Origin of the sequence: Pedobacter aquatilis (assembly GCF_032678405.1) — a bacterium.
In the GTDB taxonomy this organism is placed as follows: domain Bacteria; phylum Bacteroidota; class Bacteroidia; order Sphingobacteriales; family Sphingobacteriaceae; genus Pedobacter; species Pedobacter aquatilis_A.
In genome coordinates this window covers 600960-618533 of record NZ_JAVTSJ010000002.1, presented here as the reverse complement: position 1 = coordinate 618533, position 17574 = coordinate 600960, and the positions used below count along the sequence as shown (strand labels likewise).

Sequence of the window (17574 nt, the reverse complement as noted above, 5' to 3'; positions counted from 1 at the left end):
ATAGGTAGAAGGTTAAAGGTGTGAAGATTGATGGTTTTAATAGCGGAGTGATGACGTTACGTCTTAAATCCTCCGCCTTATACCTTATCTCGAGATTTCCAAAACTTCGAACTGCATTTTACCTGCGGGCACTTCAATTTCGGCAAATTCGCCAACCGATTTACCCAGTAAACCTTGTGCAATTGGTGATTTAACTGAAATTTTTCCGGTTTTCAAATCGGCTTCGCTTTCTGCAACAAGTTGATAAGTCATGGTTGCATTATTTTTTACGTTTTTAATTTTAACGATTGATAAGGCCAACACTTTGGTAACATCAAGCTTTGATTCATCAAGCAGACGCGAATGCGCAAGTGTATCTTCTAATTTAGCAATTTTAGCTTCATGTAAACCTTGTGCTTCTTTAGCTGCATCATATTCGGCGTTTTCAGATAAATCGCCTTTATCACGAGCTTCAGCAATTGCTTTTGCAATAGATGAACGCCCTTCAGTTTTTAAATAATGTAATTCTTCTTTAAGTTTTTCTAAACCTTCTTTGGTATAATAGGTAATCTCTGCCATAGCTCGTTTCTTTCTTTAGTCCTATAAAAAACAAACAAGACTACATAGGTGGTTTCCTACATAGTCTTGCTTCAATTATAACGAAGATAAAATGCTGAAATTACAAAAGCAAATAAATAGCCAGGATTTTTATGTTTTAAGCATTTGGATTGTTCTAATGCACACTTATCTATTGATGCTAAAAATTAATTCCTCGTTTTTCTGCCACTTACACGGGAAATTATATTCATCTAAAATTCGTCCATTATTTTTAGCTTAGTCAAAATTATTCAGAAAAATGAAAAAGTTATTCTCTTTGGCCCTTTTGGCTTACCTGGGAAGCACTATGGTTTCGGCCCAGGAACTTTATATGCCCAGAAACATTAAAGCAGCATATGCAAAAGGTACACGCTCAGTGAGCGGAAAACCTGGCCCCAATTATTGGCAAAACCATGGCAAATACAACATGGATATTAAAGTAGATGCCAATACGAAAATAGTTATTGGAACGGAAGAAATTATTTATAGCAATAACAGTAACGACACACTAAAAACACTGGCCATACGCTTTGTTAATAATTTACATAAACCTACATCACCGAGAAGTGGAAATGTAAGTGAAGATTTTCTAAGTGCAGGTTTAAACATATCAGCTTTTGCTGTTGACGGCGAAACCATTGCCGTTAATACTAAAGATTGGGGTACCGTGGGCAACGTAAGGCTAAAAAAACCACTGGCTCCGAAAGCTAAAATTACAGTTAAGATAGATTGGGATTATCCTTTATCAAAACAAAGTGGCCGCGAAGGACAAATTGATGCAACTACCTTTTATGTTGCTTACAGCTATCCGCGTATTTCTGTTTATGATGATTATAACGGATGGGACAGAATTCCACACACTGACAGGGGCGAGTTTTATAATGATTTTAACGATTATAATTTCTCTGTTAAAGCACCTAAAAACTTTGTGGTTTATGCCACGGGCGATTTACTAAATCCCGACGAAGTTTTACAACCCGAAATTGCTGCAAGATTAAAAAAATCATATATCTCAGATGAAATTCAGCACATTGCCAACGAACAGGAATTGAAAGCAGGTAAAGTTACCTTACAGAAAGATTGGAATACCTGGAAATTTACAGCTAATCATATTACAGATGTGTGTTTTGGTTTAAGCAGCACTTATTTGTGGGATGCGGCAAGTGTTGTTGTAGATTCAAAAGCAAACAGAAGAGTAAGTACGCAGGCTGCTTATAATGTTAATTCGAAAGATTTCCCTAATTCCGTAAAAAACAACCTGTACGCACTTAACTGGTTTTCAAATAACTGGCCAGGTGTTCCTTACCCATTTTCGAAAATGACAGCCTTTCAGGGTTTCGCAGATATGGAATATCCTATGATGGTTAACGATTCTGACACCGGTGATCCTGTTTTTGCACAATTGGTTCAAGACCATGAAGTGGCACACACATATTTTCCTTTTTACATGGGTATTAACGAAACCCGTTATGCCTACATGGACGAAGGTTGGGCAACAACGCTTGAATATTTAATCGGCATTGCCGAGCATGGCAAAGAAGCTGCGGATAAATTTTATAAGGCATTTAGGGTTCAGCGCTATATTAATGATAAATCGGCCGAAGAAGACCAGCCAATTATCTCAATGTCGGATCAGGTTTCAGGTTCAGGGTATGGCAATAATTCGTACGGTAAAGCCTCCTTATCTTACCTTGCACTAAAAGATATGCTGGGCGATGATTTATTTAAGAAAGCCCTTCACCATTATATGGATAACTGGAACGGCAAACATCCTATCCCATGGGATTATTTCAATTCAATGAATACGGGCGCAGGCCAGAATTTAAACTGGTTTTTCCAGAACTGGTTCTTTACCAATAATTACATCGATTTGGTTATTAGTAAACCACAGATTTCAACAGGAAAAGCAAGTTTTGTAATTAAAAACGAAGGTGGTTTTGCAATTCCTTTTGATATCCTGATTACCGATACTGAAGGTAAAACAGAAACTATACACAAAACACCTGCGGTTTGGAAGACAAACCAAAAGGAAATGACTATGACGATTAACACTAACAGAAAGATAAAATCGATTAAGCTGGATGGTGGTATATTTCTAGATGCTACACCTTCGGATAATGTTTATGAAGTAAAATAATTCTTTTTTTGCAGTTTTCAGTTGATGTTTTCGCTCAACTGAAAACTGCAAATTTTTAACTATTTTCTGCTTTGCAGCTCGCCTGGTGCTTAACAGGAAAATTAAGCGAATTGGCAATGAAGCACATTTTATTTGCCTCTTGATGCAAAGATTCTGCCAGTTCAAAATGTGCTTTATCAGCAATTAAAACCTGCGGATGCAAAGTTACTTCCCTAAATTTACCGCTTCCATCAGCCGACTCTTCCATCGTACCAACCGCTTCATCCTTATAGTCGATTACAACAATTTCGTTTTTTGAACATAGATGAAGATACCATAGCATATGACAGCTCGAAATTGAAGCCAGAAGCAAATCTTCGGGATTATGCCTCGATTTATCACCCAAAAAAGCAGAATCTGAGGAGCCCGAAATATCAGCTTTACCGTCTACTGAAATTAAATAATCACGATCGTATGATCGGTAATCCATTGTTCCTGAGCCTTTATTGCCCGTCCAGGTTACCGTGGTTTTGTATAAGTGGTCTTTCGGCATGATATAATTAGTTAGAATGTATTGTCAATTTAAGAAATTAAGATCGATTTGCGTTAGCTTTTTTTAAGACATTTTGCATCATTAGAAGCCCCGAAGTAATTCCATGCGGCTTTGAAAACGACAACTTTTACATTCCCTGTGCCACTCAACATACATATTTACACCACCAACCGTAAAAGGATAAGACCTTATAAGTTTAAATCTTTTAATTTTTCTGCCAATACCTCCGAAATTTTCCGGTACGAATCGAATGTCCAACCGCCAACATGAGGTGTCAATATCACTTTATCGTTGATTTGTAATGCCTTGTACCAATCCTGTTCACCCAAAGCCGGAAATTTTTCCGTTTGCAGCACATCCAAACCAGCACCTAATATTTTCCCAGATTGTATACTGTTCAAAACCGCCTGTGTATTTACAATTTCGCCCCTTGCAGTATTGATAAAGAATATCGGCTTTTTAAAATGGAAAAAATATTCATCATCAACCATCTGCCTTGTTTCAGTTGTTAAAGGAATATGTAGGCTTAAAACATCACTGTATTTTACAATTTCTTCCATACTTACTTCGCGGGCAAAAGCATCAGTAAAACCAGTTTTATATTTATCGTAAGCCATAACATCAACCTCAAAACCGGCAAGTTTTTTTGCAAAGCTTTGCCCCATAAAACCGTAACCGATAATTCCTACTTTCTTACCTTTTAGCTCATAACCACGGTTGCCTTCCCTATCCCAAATACCATTTCTGATTTCAATATCTGCCCTGCGGAAATTATTCATCAAAGATAAAAGTAAACCTGTAGCATGCTCACCTACCGCATCGCAATTGCCCTCAGGCGCATTAATTAGTTTTATATTACGCTCAAAGGCAATTTTCTCCTCAATATTATCCAATCCGGCACCTGCACGTGCAACAAATTTCAAATTTGATGCGGCAGCAAAAATTTCAGCATCAATCCTGAATTTGGTCCTGACAGCAATACCATCGTAGGCAGCAATTTTAGCTAAAGTTTCCTGACGGGTAATTTTTGGCTCATCATCAACCTCATACCCTAGTTTAACCGCCTGTTCTTTAAATGCCGGATGCAGGTCATCAACAATTAATATTTTTTTACTCATGATAAGGCAAAAGTAACATTTTATGAATTTTGATTTAGTTTTTAATAACACTGCGATGCAATATTATTCGCTTCATTAAGAAGCAACTAGGTTAAATTGAAAACCACAAAAATATTACTGTAAAACAGCTGTAATAAAATAGTTACGGCACTTTTTTTAAACTTCATTGCCGTTTCTTTGTCACTCTTTTAGAAAACTACAAAAACACGCAAGAATTTAATGAGACTTTTACAATCAAAAACAATAAAAATAACTACGTTCTTACTATTCCTTTCTCTTGGTTTATTTGCACAAACAAGCAACAAAGCTAAAATTACAGGTGTATTAAAAGATGCCAAAACCCAGGAAACTATTCCTTTTGCAACAGCCGTTCTGATTAACAAAGAAACTAAAGCAAATGTTAAGGTTGCACAAACTGACATGAATGGTGCTTTCACCATGGCTGATTTACCTTCAGGAACATTTACATTTAAAATAAGCTTTGTAGGTTACCAAACGATGGTAAGAGACAATGTTAACATAACTGCAGCCACAACTACCTTAAATTTCGGTGAAATTAAAATGAATGCATCAGCAGGTAATGTTTTGAAAGATGTTACCGTTACCGCACAAAAATCAGCCATACAAATGGGTATCGATAAAAAGGTATTCTCGGTTGATCAGAGTTTGGTGAGTGAAGGTGGTTCGGCCGGCGATTTATTACAAAATGTTCCTTCTGTTTCTACAGATATGGACGGTAACGTAAGTTTACGTGGTTCGACTGGCGTTAAGGTGCTGATTGATGGAAAACCATCGCTAATTGCGGGCGGAAACGTTGCGCAGATTTTGCAATCTATTCCGGCAAGTTCAATCGAGAACGTTGAGGTAATCACAAATCCATCAGCAAAATACGACGCTGAGGGCCAGTCGGGTATTATCAACATTGTATTAAAGAAAAACACAAAATTAGGTTTCAATGGTTCTGCTGCATTAACTGCAGGTAACCGCGACAACTACAATGCAAATACAAATTTGAGTTTCCAGAACAGCAAAGTTAACGTTTATGGTAACTATAGTTATCGTTATGGAAATCGTGTAGGTGGCGGTTTCCAGGATATTACCTATAAAAATACAACAAGTTCTACAGCTTTTGCGAACCAAAATACGGTTTCGACTTCTTTAGATAAAGGGCATAATGCAAAGGCCGGAATCGATTATTACGTAGCACCGAAAAGTGTGTTAAGCTTATCAGGAGGCTTCAATTCACGTGAAAACGACCGTAATGAGTTGATCGATATCAGACAATTAAGTAGCTCGAGAAGCCCTGTTTTAATTAGTAACAGGAATAACGTAACAAGCGGAACCGGTAACAGTTACGATCTGAATTTTGATTACAACCAGAAGTTTAAAAAACCTAAGGAGGAATTAACATTCAATTTTGGATATTCTACAGGAAACAATGATAACGACCAGACTTACAATACTAACGTTACCAATATAAATGGATCAGCTGCAAACTTAAATAGAAGTTTACAACGTACTTTTAACACAGGTAATAATTCAAACTATAATATTCAGGCTGATTACTCATTACCAGTTGGTAAAGCCGGAAAAATTGAAGCAGGTTACCGTAGCCAGATTCGTTTAGGCGATAACGGACAGTATGCAGATTCGGTGCTCACAGCAACCAACGTGTACGTTCAAAACAATAAGCTGATTAATAATTTCGACAGTAAGGATCAGGTACATGCGCTTTATTTCAATTACCAAAATCAGATTAAAGACTTTGGTTATCAGTTGGGTTTAAGAGCTGAAGACGCTCGTTTAGATACACATCTTGAAGGTTACAGTAACAACGTGCTTACTTCAAGTGCAGGTAACATCCACTATAAAAGATTATATCCAAGTGTGTTTTTAACACAAAAGCTTGCGGGTGAAAATACGATTCAGCTAAGCTATACCAGAAGAGTTAACCGCCCGAGACCATGGGATACAAACCCATTTCTTGATGTTTCTGACCCATTAAATTACAGAGCAGGTAATCCAAACTTATTACCTGAAGACGTGCATTCCTTTGAATTAGGTTACAGTAAATATTTCAAAAAAGTAACCTTAACTTCAAGCTTATACTACCGTCAAACAAATGATGTAATTCAACGTGTAAGAAGTACGCCTGATGCAAATGGAATCATAACATCGACTCCACAAAACTTATCACGCCAGATTAATAGTGGTTTAGAATTAATTGGCCGTTTTGATTTAGTTAAAGCATTAAACTTTACGACTAACGTAAACTTGTATCAAAGCAAATTCTTCGGAGATGACCGCTTTAATATTGCCACAAGCAGCGGTTTTAGCTGGAATGCAAACATCACGGGAAATTTAACAGTGGTAAAAAATGTTTCGGTTCAGGTTCGTGGCGATTACCGTGCTCCTGAAGTAATGGCACAGGGAAAACGAAACGCAATGTATGGTATTGATGGTGGTGCGAAATATGATTTCCCAAACAAAAAAGCATCGCTTAGCTTTAACGTAAGAGATATCTTCAATACAAGAAGATGGAGTATGACTACAGAAGATGCTTCAACGATTGTTGATTTCCAACGCCAGATGCAGGGTACAATGGGAAATTTAACCTTTTCGTACCGTTTTGGAAAAACATTGTTTAATAGCACCAAGAAACCTAAAAAAGAAGATCAGCAGGAAAACAGACCTGATGAAGGTTCTTTCTAAATTTAGAAAAAGCGTTTTGATAACTCAAAACGCTTTTTTTATGTCTGTTTAAATTGAAGATATTTTATTGCTAATGCCTATTTTGCAGCATGGAAGAAACCAACCCCTGGCAAACGCTGGAAAGCGAAGTTAAATACAACAACAACTGGATTCAGCTGACTGAACACCAGGTAATCAATCCTTCTGGCGGAAAAGGTATTTATGGTGAAGTACATTTCAAAAATTTCGCTATTGGCATTTTACCTTTGGATGAAGCGTATAATACCTGGCTGGTTGGCCAGTACCGCTATCCGCTTAAAGCTTACAGCTGGGAAATTCCCGAGGGCGGAGGCCCACTAGGCGAGGAGCCGCTGGATAGTGCAAAGCGGGAACTACTTGAAGAAACAGGGATGAGTGCTAAAAACTGGAAAGAAATTCAACGAATGCACCTGTCAAACTCGGTGAGTGATGAGTTGAGCATCATATATGTTGCCACAGGTTTAATCCATGGCATAGCCATGCCTGAAGAAACAGAGCAGCTTGTGGTGAAAAAACTTCCATTTGAAGATGCTTATCACATGGTGATTAAGGGAGAGATAACCGATTCTATGAGCGTTGCCGCAATCTTAAGAGTGAAGCTGATGATGTTAAAAGGTGAGTTATAATTTCGCCCTTTAGCATTCAAACATATCATTATCTTTGTGCTGATTAAATCAGCCACATGAATAAGTTTTTCGGTTATATTTTAAGCCCAGTATTTTATATTTTTTTCGGCTTAATGCTTTGTATTTTTCACCCTATTCAATGGGTTTGCATTAAGGTTTTTGGTTACAAGGCTCATAAAGCATCGGTTGATGCACTTAACTTTTTCTTAACCTACTGTCAGTTATTTCTGGTTAACTCCATCACCTTTAAAAATGATTTCGAATTGCCAACCGACCGGCCAATTATTTTTGCAGCGAACCACCAAAGCATGTACGATATCCCGGCACTGATTTGGTTTCTAAGAAAACATCATGCAAAATTCATCTCCAAAATTGAATTAGCCAAAGGCATTCCTTCAATATCGATTAACCTGCGTGTTGGTGGAGGTGCAAACATCAACAGGAAAGATAATAAACAGGCTATCTCAGAAATTATAAAATTAGGCCGCCGGATGAAGGACAACAACTGGAGTACCGTTATTTTTCCGGAAGGAACCAGGGCAAAGGACGGGCAGGTAAAAACCTTTCAGTTTGGGGGTGTTGCGACTTTATTAAAAGTTGTGCCTAATGCACTTGTTGTGCCGGTGGCGATAGAAAATTCCTGGAAAATTGTTCGTTACGGGATGTTTCCGTTAACTAGCGGAAATGCTTTACGCTGGACGGTTTTGCAACCTATTGAACCAGGTGAAAAAACACCAAACGATATTACCTTAGAAGCTGAAACAGCTATCAGAAAAGTTTTAGGCCAAGCTTTGAACTAACTTACTAAATATTCTTATTCCCGATTACCCTGAAAAATTCATCCCGGTAGGTATCGCCAACGGGGATAATTTTTTTATTGATGGTAATGCGACTGCGCTCAATGCTTTCAATTTTATCTACAGCGACAATATAAGATTTGTGCACCCTGATAAACTGACTCTGAGGCAAGGCTTCTTCCATTTTTTTCATACTCTGCAAAGTAATAATGCGCTCATCCTTTGTGAATATCGAAATGTAATCTTTTAAACCTTCTATGTATAAAATATCGTGCAGGTATATTTTCTGGATTTTATGTTCTGTTTTAACGAAAATAAAATCCTGCACCGGATTAGGTGACCCAGCAAAAGGCGCAGGCGTAATTAATGGCTGAATTTGCGGCGGAGCGGCTTCAGCAGGTTTGGCCTGGTTATGCACTTTTTCTACAGCCTTATAAAAACGGTCGAAAGCGATTGGCTTTAAAAGATAATCAGAAACATTTAAATCATAACTTTCCAAGGCATACTGCGGATAAGCTGTAGTTAAGATATAGTGGCATTTATTTCCGGCAATTTTTAAAAACTGTATTCCGGTAAGCTCCGGCATCTGAATATCAAGAAAAACCAGGTCTACTCCTCCACCCTGAACAAGTTGTAAAGCTTCAATGGGATTTTCGCATCTTTTAACCATCGTTAAAAAGGGAACTTTTGAAATATAATCTTCCAAAATATCGAGCGCTAAGGGCTCATCATCAACAACAATACAGTTTAAGTTCATTTGTAGGTAGCTATAATTTAATTCAACAGATAAATAAATCGTTTGTATTCTGGTTTGCAATTTAAATATCAATCATCAATTCGCAGGTGTAATGAGTAGCCGAATTTACAACATTTAATTTATATCTGTCAGGGTAAATAAGTTGCAAGCGACGCTCAACATTGGTTAAGCCTACACCACCATGTGCGTCTTTATTCTGGTTATTCTTTTTGTTAATAACACTGAAATGCAGGATTTTCTGGTTGGCAATAATTTCTATTTTAACCGGTTCAGAAGGATCCGTAACCACACCATGTTTAAATGCGTTTTCTACAAAAGAGATTAACATTAAAGGAACAATTTTTTGATCATCAATTTCGCCATTAAGCGTCATTTCTATATAAGCTCCATCTTTAAAGCGGATTTTTTGCAACTCAATATAATTCTTCAGGTAATCTACTTCCTTACTTAAAGAAACGGTAGGCGTATTGCTCTCATAAATCATGTAACGCATAATTTCCGAAAGCTTCATAATGGCATCAGCCGTTTTATCCGATTTCTGGTAAGCCAGAGAATAGATATTATTTAAAGAATTAAAGAGGAAATGTGGATTTAACTGAGATTTCAGAAATTGAAGTTCCATTTCACGGCGTTCGCTTTCAAGATTGCGTTGAACCCGCTGACTTGAGAACCAATCAATAATTAAGCTAATGATTGAACTGCTGACCAGAAAAAATCCACATGAAAAAGCACTATTTATTGCAAAAATGTTTACTGAAAACTCCTTAATTTTCCCATCGAGTTTATATTTAAGTAGCTCTTCAGGATTTAGTACTGCAATTACAGTTTTTATTAAAGTTGCAGCTACTATTAATAAAACAAAAGAGATTACAAAAAATGAATATCTCTTATTCTTTTTTATAAACTCCGGTATTAAAATGATGTAATTAATATAAAATATAGATACATTAATAATTCCAAATACGCCAAAAGTTAAAAAGAAGTCTTTTAGCGTATGGGGTTCCTTCTCGAAGAATAATGCCAATCCAATAATTAACAAAATTATTCCCCAAAAGATGGTGTGTAATATTATCGGCCCCTTACTTTTTTTCATATTTAATATACTATATGCAGACTTTAAGCCTGCAAAAAATGATTCAACCAAAATAAATAAAGAAACTAATATTTAACTACACAATCTACCAACGGGCATTTTTTTTCTACGAACGGCCGAATAGGCAAATTTTATCGACAAACGCCAAAAATGTCCGTTCATCTATAATCTTTAACACTTGGTATAATACATTTTAGCACGATTATTTTCTTGTGTTTCTTTGAACTATCAAAACGAAACAACCATGAAAAAGTTAGCAAACACATCACCATTTTTACTTTTATTATTACCAGTATTTATGATGATTATATTAACCCTTACGATTAACACCAACCAAAACGATAACGGAGAAATTGTAGTTAAACCTGCTAAATCTTCAACTTCAATTGTAAAACAGGCTACTGCTATTTTTAACTAAATAGGATGAGCAATTTCGCAATCGAAACCGTAGGGTTAAACTATAACTTCGGGAACCAAACCGTTGTTAAAGATTTATCGCTGCAAGTACCTAAAGGTAGCATTTACGGTTTTCTGGGGCCTAATGGTGCTGGTAAAACCACGACAATAAAAATATTACTAAACCTGCTTCAGTCGCCAGCTGATCAGGTTTTTCTTTTTGGCAAAGAAATTAACGCAAACCGCATCGCTACGTTAAAGCGTGTAGGTGCTCTTGTAGAGCAACCAGCAATCTATGGTCATTTAACAGGCAAAGAAAATCTTATAAACCGCTGTATTCTATTAGGCATCAGAAAAAGCAAAGCTGATGAAATGCTCAAGCTTGTTGGTTTGACAGAAGCGGCTAATAAAAAATCGAATAAATACTCTTTAGGCATGAAACAAAGGTTAGGCATTGCGCTGGCACTTGTTTCTGACCCGGAATTATTGTTGCTCGATGAACCGACAAACGGATTAGACCCTAATGGCATTATCGAAATCCGCAACCTGATGATTGAACTGGCTTCAGAACATAAAAAAACTATTTTGGTATCCAGCCATCTCTTAGCCGAAATCGAACGTACGGCTACACATGTTGGTATCATAAATAAAGGCGAATTATTATTTCAGGGAACTATCGATGAACTGCATCAACTGAGTAAACCTATGCTGGAAATTGAAGTTGACAACATCGAAAATTCAGTTTCTGTATTATCAGATGCAGGCTACGAGATTGCAGAGCATACAGCTAAAAAAATATTAATTCCCTTTACCTCGGCAAAAGATAGCGGGGCAATAAATACCCTTCTGGTAAAGAATGGCTTTATGGTTACAAGCCTTTATCAACAAAGAAAGGATTTAGAAAACCTATTCCTTGACATAACCAAACCCAACTAACTATGCGCTCACTATATATTTCCTTAGTTTCAGAGTTTTATAAGTCGAGGAAAACACTCGCATTCTGGGCAGCGATTTTGCTTCCGGTAGTAATCTGTAGCCTTGTTTCATTCGGTTTTTATTCAAGTTCTGAAAAGGTATTAAAAATGAATTACCCAGGCCTGATGTTATGGGCAAGATACAGTGGTGCTACATTAAATGTTATGGGTATGTTGATTATGCCCTTTTATGTAATTTTCATGGCTTTTTCGGTAAATAACATTGAACATAAAAATGATACCTGGAAAACATTATTTGCGCAGCCTTTAAACAAATTTTCTATTTACGCGGCCAAATATGTTTATGCGGTGTTGCTTATTTTTATTTGCCTGGTTCTATTTGCCGCTTTAACATATGGTTTTGGCTACATGCTACAGGCGCTGATCCCTAAATATACTTTTAACCAGTATAACCCTTCATCGTTTTTAATTAATTCTTATGCTAAACTTTTCCTTTCGTCACTTGGCATTTTATCCTTTCAGTTAATTTTGAGTTTAATCTGGGCAGATTTCTTAAAACCGATGGGTATTGGTTTCATCGGAACGATTATGGGAATTGTTACCGCTAGTCTTAACTGGCAATATGCTTATCTAATCCCCTACAGTTTACCTGCACTTGCACTGAGAATTACAAAAGTAAAACCAGGTGGAGATCCTTTAGCTTTTGATGTTTTTACACAAGAAATATGGACAAGTTTAATTTATGCTATTGTCCTCTTTGTTATCGGTTACTTTATTGTATCGAAAAAGAGTATTAAATAATAATCAACCACCATATTAATTACCCGCATTCACTAAAAACGACTTGCGGGTTTTTTAGTTAAAAAAAACTCCAAATATTCACATCGAAATGTGTTGAAATGTTAAATCTCATGTAAAAATCTCATGGTAAAGGCTATTAATCTTTTATTAAACTTATTTTAGATAAAAAATACCAAACCTAACTTAAAATGATAAAAAGATTTACAAGTACAGCATTCGCTTTGGGCTTATGCATGTATTCCTTTGCACAGGAAACGCCCGATGCAGCCATTGTATCACAAATCAGAAAAGAAGGATTAGAACACTCGAAAGTAATGGATATTTCATTTAACCTTACTGATGTTAATGGTCCTCGTTTATCGAACTCACCTGGATTAAAAAGAGCGCAGGAATGGGCAATGAAACAATTAACAGAGTGGGGATTAAAAAATGCTCATTTAGAAGCCTGGGGAAATTTTGGTAAAGGTTGGCAGGTTGATAAATATTATGCAGCAACAACACTACCTTACTATCATGCAATAATTGCTTCGCCTAAAGCCTGGACTCCGGGTACAAATGGTCCGATAAAATCGGATGTTGTATTGATAAAAGCAGATAGTGTAGCTGATCTGGCAAAATACAAAGGTAAATTGGCTGGAAAAATTGTTATGATGGATGCCGGAGCACCACTTACCAGCGGTATCCGACCAGATTTCTCCCGCTATGCGGATACAACTTTAGCCAAAATGGCCGAAGCCAAACCAGCGGCTGGTGGCCAGAGAGGACCTCGTCCAGGCGGTGCAAACAACATGATGGCACAAATGATGAAAATGCGTGAAGTTCGTGCAGCAATGAGTGCTATGCTGGTTGAAGAAAAGGTTGGGCTAATTTTAACTTATGCCCGTGGAGGACAAGGTACTTTCTTTACAAGCAATGGCGCTTCATATGCTTTAGATGCTAAACCGGTTTCACCTGAACTAGAAGTTGCAGCAGAAGACTACCTACACATTTTGCGTTTACTACGTGCAGGCAAGCCTGTTGAAGTGGAAGCTGATATTAAAACTTCTTTCTATGATCAGGATCCTCAAGGCTACAACGTAATTGCTGAAATTCCGGGTACAGATAAAAAACTAAAAGATGAGCTGGTAATGATTGGCGGCCACTTCGATTCTTGGCATGCAGGTACTGGCGCAACAGATAATGCAGCTGGTTCAGCAGTGATGATGGAAGCCATGCGTATTTTAAAAACAATTGGTTTTAAACCTAAACGTACAATTCGCATTGCTTTATGGAGTTCAGAAGAACAGGGTTTATTTGGCTCAAGAGGTTATGTAGCTAAACACTTCGGCGATCCAAAAACCATGGTGCTGACCCCAGATCAGAAAAAAATATCTGCATACTATAATTTAGATAATGGTACCGGAAAAATAAGAGGTGTTTATTTACAAGGCAATGAGGCTGCCGGCCCTATTTTTAAAAGCTGGTTGGCACCATTTGCAGATTTAGGTGCTACTACAATTACAGTAAGCAACACAGGCGGTACAGATCATCAGGCATTTGATGCTGTGGGCATTCCGGGTTTCCAGTTTATTCAGGACCCAATGGATTACAATACCCGTACACACCATAGCAATATGGATACTTACGACAGATTGGTTGAAGATGATTTGAAACAAGCGGCAACAATTATTGCTTCTTTCGTTTACAATACATCACAGCGTGATGCTCAGATTCCAAGAAAAGAGCTTCCAACTGCGCCAGCAGCTGCTGCACCTGGCACTCCAGCGCCAGCTCGAAACTAATTACACCTTAACTAAATAATAAGAAAAAGGCCTCCGGATTCCGGAAGGCCTTTTTCATGGATTGTTTTTCATAATCCTGACTAAAACTAATACTTTCAGGAATAACTCCTGCAATCTTGTAGCAGCCTCTTCAGAATCATCATTAAGATGAATCCGAAAAGCTGTCTGAATTTGGGGTTTGAGAGGCGTGCTGAATAAGCAATATTCTTATTTTTTCAACTATTAACCTGTTGATGTTATTTTTTTTATATTTCCCAGTATAAAACGACATGTTTAAACTTTAACATTATGCACAAGTCATTTTCAGCTAATTTTCTTTAAAAGTTTAAGTAGGCAAATTTTATATGTAAGATTTGAATGTTTTTCATTGATTAACATCAGCCTGAAACTACTGCTTCGTCTAAATCAAAATCATTATCACTCAAATTATTTATGTTTGGTCTATTCAAAAGTAATGGGAATCTGCAATGACTAGCCTGCATAAAACACCCTTTTATTCAGGGTATTTTTACGGTATTGCTACAGGGGAATTTAACGTTTGATAAATTGGGTATTTATCCCCAATTTTAAGAATTAAACATTCAAACAAATTATGATCAATAATCCCCGTGCCAATGAAGGCACAGACAACACCATCCCTGTAGACATTGCAAAGAAAATGACGGCTGCTTATAGAGAAAGTCAAAGAGAAAATGCGAAAACCTATACTAAAGCCGCGTGGTTTCCGGCAACACAAATCACACAACTTGCAGAAAAAGTAGCAAAATTTGATGGCGATGGTGTACGCATGTATTTTGGAAGATATACTCAGGAAATCATCGATGCTATAAATAAACTTGGTTATGGTGATAAGATTCCGGATACTTACGCTGAAATGAATACGATCCTTTTTGTAGTGACTAAAGTAATTGACGGCAAACCTAAAACAGATTATTTCACAGATAAAGTTGGACATGGGCACGGGCATGATCACGGACATGGACATGGACACCATAATAAAGTAGCAGATAAAAAATTAGGAGATTCACCGCTTCCAACTGATCCGGGTAACAGGGGGGATTTATGCCCACCAGACTGCGATACGACCAGTGAATTAATGGGGTAAATATTAAGCTTGTTATTCCTAAAATAAATCTAATGCTGAGTCTATTCTCAACGAACTCAATTATTGAAACAATATGCCTTTTCTTTGCGCTTTATTTTTTAGCTAAAGATAAACTGGGATTCTGGAAAATTGTAGTCATTTATATGATTATAGTACCATTTACAGAATTAACAGGAAAACATATTGCCAGGGTTTATCATAACAATATCTGGATATACAATGTTTTTAGTTTGTTTGAAGCAGCGTTTATCTTATATGGCTTAAATTATTTTCTAAGCGATTTTACTAAAAAAATACAAAAGTGGATAATTGCAACATTCATTATAATTATCATTGCTTTTGTTGCCCATATTATAATATCAGGCATTACGATATATAACACATTTATGGTTAGTATGATGTCTATATTTTTTGTTATCTATGGGCTAATTTACTTTTATCTGCTATTAATAGATGAAAATTATATCGACTTAAAGTTCCACCCTGCATTCTGGTGGGTTGGCGGTGTGCTGATATTTTATTTTGGCAGCACATTGGCTAATTTTTTTGAGGACTACTTCAGAATTAAGATATATGGAAAAAGTACTTTAAGATATTTTATTTACACAACCATTAACATATTTTTATATGGTTTTTGGTCCTATTCTTTTATATGCAGAGCCCGCCAACGCAAGTCTTTTCTTTAGTTATTCTGGCATCAATAGTTTTTCTATTGATGCCATTTTCCTTACTACTCTATATCAGATCTTACAATCGCCATAAAAAAAATCATATTGTAGAGAAAGAAAATATGCGCCAGAAATTTGAGGCAGAAATTTTAAAAACGCATATTGAAGTTCAGGAACAAACCATGCAAACCATTGCAACAGAACTTCATGATAACATTGGGCAGCTTTTAAGTTTAACCACTTTAACGTTAAATTCCATTAATATTCCGGAGAATGAAAAAGCGGCAGAGAAAATCGGGAATTCGCTCTCTCTGGTAAACAAATCGATTAAAGAGATCAGAGAGTTGGCTAAAATCTTACATGGCGAGCAAATTGTTGAAGCTGGTATTGGTTTCGCAATTGAGCAGGAGATTAACTGGTTAAAACGGATCGGCGCTTATGAACTTCATGTAAATAACGATTTACTGGATAATAAGATTTCTTCGCCTGATAAGGATTTAATTATTCTACGGTTACTTCAGGAAATTATCAATAATATTATCAAACACGCACAGGCAACTTCAATACACATCGATACCTGTTTAAAAAACAATGCACTTCTTTTAACGGTAAAAGAAAACGGTATCGGTTTTAATTATGAAGAAGCCAGGAACAAAAAATCAGGAATGGGACTTTCATCGGTTCAAAAACGGGTAGAGATGATTCAGGGGAAAATCGATGTTAACTCAGCTCCTGAGCAAGGCACATCTATTTTTATCGAAATCCCATACCCTTAATTTATGCAGAAAGAATCTTTAACCATTGCTATTGTAGATGACCATACGCTTTTTCGCTCCGGACTAGCAACCCTTTTATCAGAATTTGATGAAATAAACGTAGTTTTCCAGGCAACAAACGGTATTGATATGCAAAAGCAAATCGCCTTACATCCAGATGTTCAGCTTATTTTAATGGACATTAATATGCCTATTATGGATGGATATGCCGCTACCCGACATGTAAAAAAATCTCATCCGAACGTTAATGTACTGGCGCTAAGTATGCACGAAGATGAAAATGCTATTATCGGCATGTTAAAAGCAGGTGCGGGCGGCTATGTATTAAAAGGCTCTACACCTTCTGATTTGGTTATTGCTATTAAAGCGGTAATAGACAAAGGTTTCTTTATTAATGAGATGGTTTCGGGCAGGTTGCTTTTCTCATTGAAACAAGATGAACCAAAACCGTTGATAACTGAAAAAGAGCTCACATTTTTACAGCACTGCAGCACTGAACTTACATATAAAGAAATTGCTGAATTGATGAATATTAGCCCCCGAACGGTAGATAATTATCGTGAATCCTTATTTGCGAAACTTAACATCAAAACACGAACCGGCCTGGTTGTATATGGAATAAAACATAATCTTATAAAGATATAGATTTAAATAGCTGAAAAATACTCTGCTAAAAATTTGCATAACTAATTGATTAGTTTTAACTTTAATATCAAAGACACATTTTGTCTTTTCCTATAATCAAA

General features: G+C 36.7%; 17 protein-coding genes. 12 read left to right on the top strand and 5 right to left on the bottom strand.

Going from position 1 to position 17574, the window contains the following annotated elements; all coding sequences use genetic code 11:
* Window positions 1-84: 84 nt before the first annotated feature.
* The gene (greA, locus tag R2R71_RS08145; RefSeq protein WP_316830769.1) at window positions 85-558 is read right to left on the bottom strand and encodes a transcription elongation factor GreA; all 474 of its coding nucleotides are present in this window, start codon (window positions 556-558) and stop codon (window positions 85-87) included.
* Window positions 559-835: 277 nt separating this feature from the next.
* Between greA and R2R71_RS08140 the strand changes: the two genes are divergently transcribed.
* Window positions 836-2713, top strand: coding sequence for a M1 family metallopeptidase (locus R2R71_RS08140; protein WP_316830768.1), 1878 nt, complete (start codon window positions 836-838; stop codon window positions 2711-2713).
* Between the two features lie 55 nt (window positions 2714-2768).
* On the opposite strand, the gene R2R71_RS08135 is transcribed toward R2R71_RS08140, so the two are convergent.
* Together R2R71_RS08135 and R2R71_RS08130 are read right to left on the bottom strand one after the other, a co-directional pair.
* Window positions 2769-3245: an OsmC family protein gene (locus tag R2R71_RS08135; protein WP_316830767.1), complete on the bottom strand. Its 477-nt coding sequence runs from the start codon at window positions 3243-3245 to the stop codon at window positions 2769-2771.
* A gap of 188 nt (window positions 3246-3433) precedes the next feature.
* Window positions 3434-4363: an NAD(P)-dependent oxidoreductase gene (locus R2R71_RS08130; RefSeq protein WP_316830766.1), complete on the bottom strand. Its 930-nt coding sequence runs from the start codon at window positions 4361-4363 to the stop codon at window positions 3434-3436.
* A gap of 219 nt (window positions 4364-4582) precedes the next feature.
* On the opposite strand from R2R71_RS08130, the gene R2R71_RS08125 reads away from it, so the two are divergent.
* From R2R71_RS08125 to R2R71_RS08115, 3 genes are all read left to right on the top strand, one after another.
* Entirely contained in the window at window positions 4583-7075 is a 2493-nt protein-coding gene (locus R2R71_RS08125) for a TonB-dependent receptor domain-containing protein (RefSeq protein ID WP_316830765.1), read from the top strand.
* Window positions 7076-7164: 89 nt separating this feature from the next.
* A complete protein-coding gene (locus R2R71_RS08120) occupies window positions 7165-7719 on the top strand; it encodes an NUDIX hydrolase (RefSeq protein WP_316830764.1) in 555 nt (184 codons plus the stop codon).
* 56 nt (window positions 7720-7775) lie between these two features.
* Window positions 7776-8519 carry a lysophospholipid acyltransferase family protein gene (locus R2R71_RS08115; RefSeq protein WP_316830763.1) on the top strand — a complete coding sequence of 248 codons (744 nt, stop codon included), beginning with the start codon at window positions 7776-7778 and terminating at the stop codon, window positions 8517-8519.
* A 4-nt stretch (window positions 8520-8523) separates the two neighbouring features.
* Here the strand turns inward: R2R71_RS08115 and R2R71_RS08110 are convergent, their stop codons facing one another.
* Together R2R71_RS08110 and R2R71_RS08105 are read right to left on the bottom strand one after the other, a co-directional pair.
* Window positions 8524-9273, bottom strand: a complete 750-nt coding sequence (locus R2R71_RS08110) for a LytTR family DNA-binding domain-containing protein (protein WP_316830762.1) — start codon at window positions 9271-9273, stop codon at window positions 8524-8526.
* Between the two features lie 61 nt (window positions 9274-9334).
* Entirely contained in the window at window positions 9335-10366 is a 1032-nt protein-coding gene (locus R2R71_RS08105; RefSeq protein WP_316830761.1) for a sensor histidine kinase, read from the bottom strand.
* Window positions 10367-10610: 244 nt separating this feature from the next.
* Between R2R71_RS08105 and R2R71_RS08100 the strand changes: the two genes are divergently transcribed.
* From R2R71_RS08100 to R2R71_RS08065, 8 genes are all read left to right on the top strand, one after another.
* On the top strand, window positions 10611-10784 hold the full coding sequence (locus R2R71_RS08100) for a hypothetical protein (RefSeq protein WP_316830760.1): 174 nt from the start codon (window positions 10611-10613) through the stop codon (window positions 10782-10784).
* A gap of 5 nt (window positions 10785-10789) precedes the next feature.
* On the top strand, window positions 10790-11698 hold the full coding sequence (locus tag R2R71_RS08095; protein ID WP_316830759.1) for an ABC transporter ATP-binding protein: 909 nt from the start codon (window positions 10790-10792) through the stop codon (window positions 11696-11698).
* 2 nt (window positions 11699-11700) lie between these two features.
* Entirely contained in the window at window positions 11701-12498 is a 798-nt protein-coding gene (locus R2R71_RS08090; RefSeq protein ID WP_316830758.1) for an ABC transporter permease, read from the top strand.
* A 188-nt stretch (window positions 12499-12686) separates the two neighbouring features.
* The gene (locus R2R71_RS08085; protein WP_316830757.1) at window positions 12687-14279 is read left to right on the top strand and encodes a M28 family metallopeptidase; all 1593 of its coding nucleotides are present in this window, start codon (window positions 12687-12689) and stop codon (window positions 14277-14279) included.
* A gap of 592 nt (window positions 14280-14871) precedes the next feature.
* Window positions 14872-15384 carry a hypothetical protein gene (locus tag R2R71_RS08080; protein WP_316830756.1) on the top strand — a complete coding sequence of 171 codons (513 nt, stop codon included), beginning with the start codon at window positions 14872-14874 and terminating at the stop codon, window positions 15382-15384.
* Between the two features lie 32 nt (window positions 15385-15416).
* Window positions 15417-16070, top strand: a complete 654-nt coding sequence (locus R2R71_RS08075) for a hypothetical protein (RefSeq protein ID WP_316830755.1) — start codon at window positions 15417-15419, stop codon at window positions 16068-16070.
* Window positions 16071-16099: 29 nt separating this feature from the next.
* Complete coding sequence (locus R2R71_RS08070) at window positions 16100-16828, top strand: sensor histidine kinase (protein ID WP_316830754.1); 729 nt, start codon at window positions 16100-16102, stop codon at window positions 16826-16828.
* A gap of 3 nt (window positions 16829-16831) precedes the next feature.
* Window positions 16832-17473: a response regulator transcription factor gene (locus tag R2R71_RS08065; RefSeq protein ID WP_316830753.1), complete on the top strand. Its 642-nt coding sequence runs from the start codon at window positions 16832-16834 to the stop codon at window positions 17471-17473.
* The last annotated feature ends 101 nt before the right edge of the window (window positions 17474-17574 follow it).

Coding starts and splice junctions, on each gene's coding strand:
- R2R71_RS08135 (WP_316830767.1), bottom strand. CDS start 3,245: ATGCCGAAAGACCACTTATACAAAACCACGGTAACCTGGACGGGCAAT.
- R2R71_RS08080 (WP_316830756.1), top strand. CDS start 14,872: ATGATCAATAATCCCCGTGCCAATGAAGGCACAGACAACACCATCCCT.
- R2R71_RS08130 (WP_316830766.1), bottom strand. CDS start 4,363: ATGAGTAAAAAAATATTAATTGTTGATGACCTGCATCCGGCATTTAAA.
- R2R71_RS08115 (WP_316830763.1), top strand. CDS start 7,776: ATGAATAAGTTTTTCGGTTATATTTTAAGCCCAGTATTTTATATTTTT.
- R2R71_RS08095 (WP_316830759.1), top strand. CDS start 10,790: ATGAGCAATTTCGCAATCGAAACCGTAGGGTTAAACTATAACTTCGGG.
- R2R71_RS08125 (WP_316830765.1), top strand. CDS start 4,583: ATGAGACTTTTACAATCAAAAACAATAAAAATAACTACGTTCTTACTA.
- R2R71_RS08105 (WP_316830761.1), bottom strand. CDS start 10,366: ATGAAAAAAAGTAAGGGGCCGATAATATTACACACCATCTTTTGGGGA.
- greA (WP_316830769.1), bottom strand. CDS start 558: ATGGCAGAGATTACCTATTATACCAAAGAAGGTTTAGAAAAACTTAAA.
- R2R71_RS08070 (WP_316830754.1), top strand. CDS start 16,100: ATGCCATTTTCCTTACTACTCTATATCAGATCTTACAATCGCCATAAA.
- R2R71_RS08075 (WP_316830755.1), top strand. CDS start 15,417: ATGCTGAGTCTATTCTCAACGAACTCAATTATTGAAACAATATGCCTT.
- R2R71_RS08100 (WP_316830760.1), top strand. CDS start 10,611: ATGAAAAAGTTAGCAAACACATCACCATTTTTACTTTTATTATTACCA.
- R2R71_RS08120 (WP_316830764.1), top strand. CDS start 7,165: ATGGAAGAAACCAACCCCTGGCAAACGCTGGAAAGCGAAGTTAAATAC.
- R2R71_RS08085 (WP_316830757.1), top strand. CDS start 12,687: ATGATAAAAAGATTTACAAGTACAGCATTCGCTTTGGGCTTATGCATG.
- R2R71_RS08090 (WP_316830758.1), top strand. CDS start 11,701: ATGCGCTCACTATATATTTCCTTAGTTTCAGAGTTTTATAAGTCGAGG.
- R2R71_RS08110 (WP_316830762.1), bottom strand. CDS start 9,273: ATGAACTTAAACTGTATTGTTGTTGATGATGAGCCCTTAGCGCTCGAT.
- R2R71_RS08140 (WP_316830768.1), top strand. CDS start 836: ATGAAAAAGTTATTCTCTTTGGCCCTTTTGGCTTACCTGGGAAGCACT.
- R2R71_RS08065 (WP_316830753.1), top strand. CDS start 16,832: ATGCAGAAAGAATCTTTAACCATTGCTATTGTAGATGACCATACGCTT.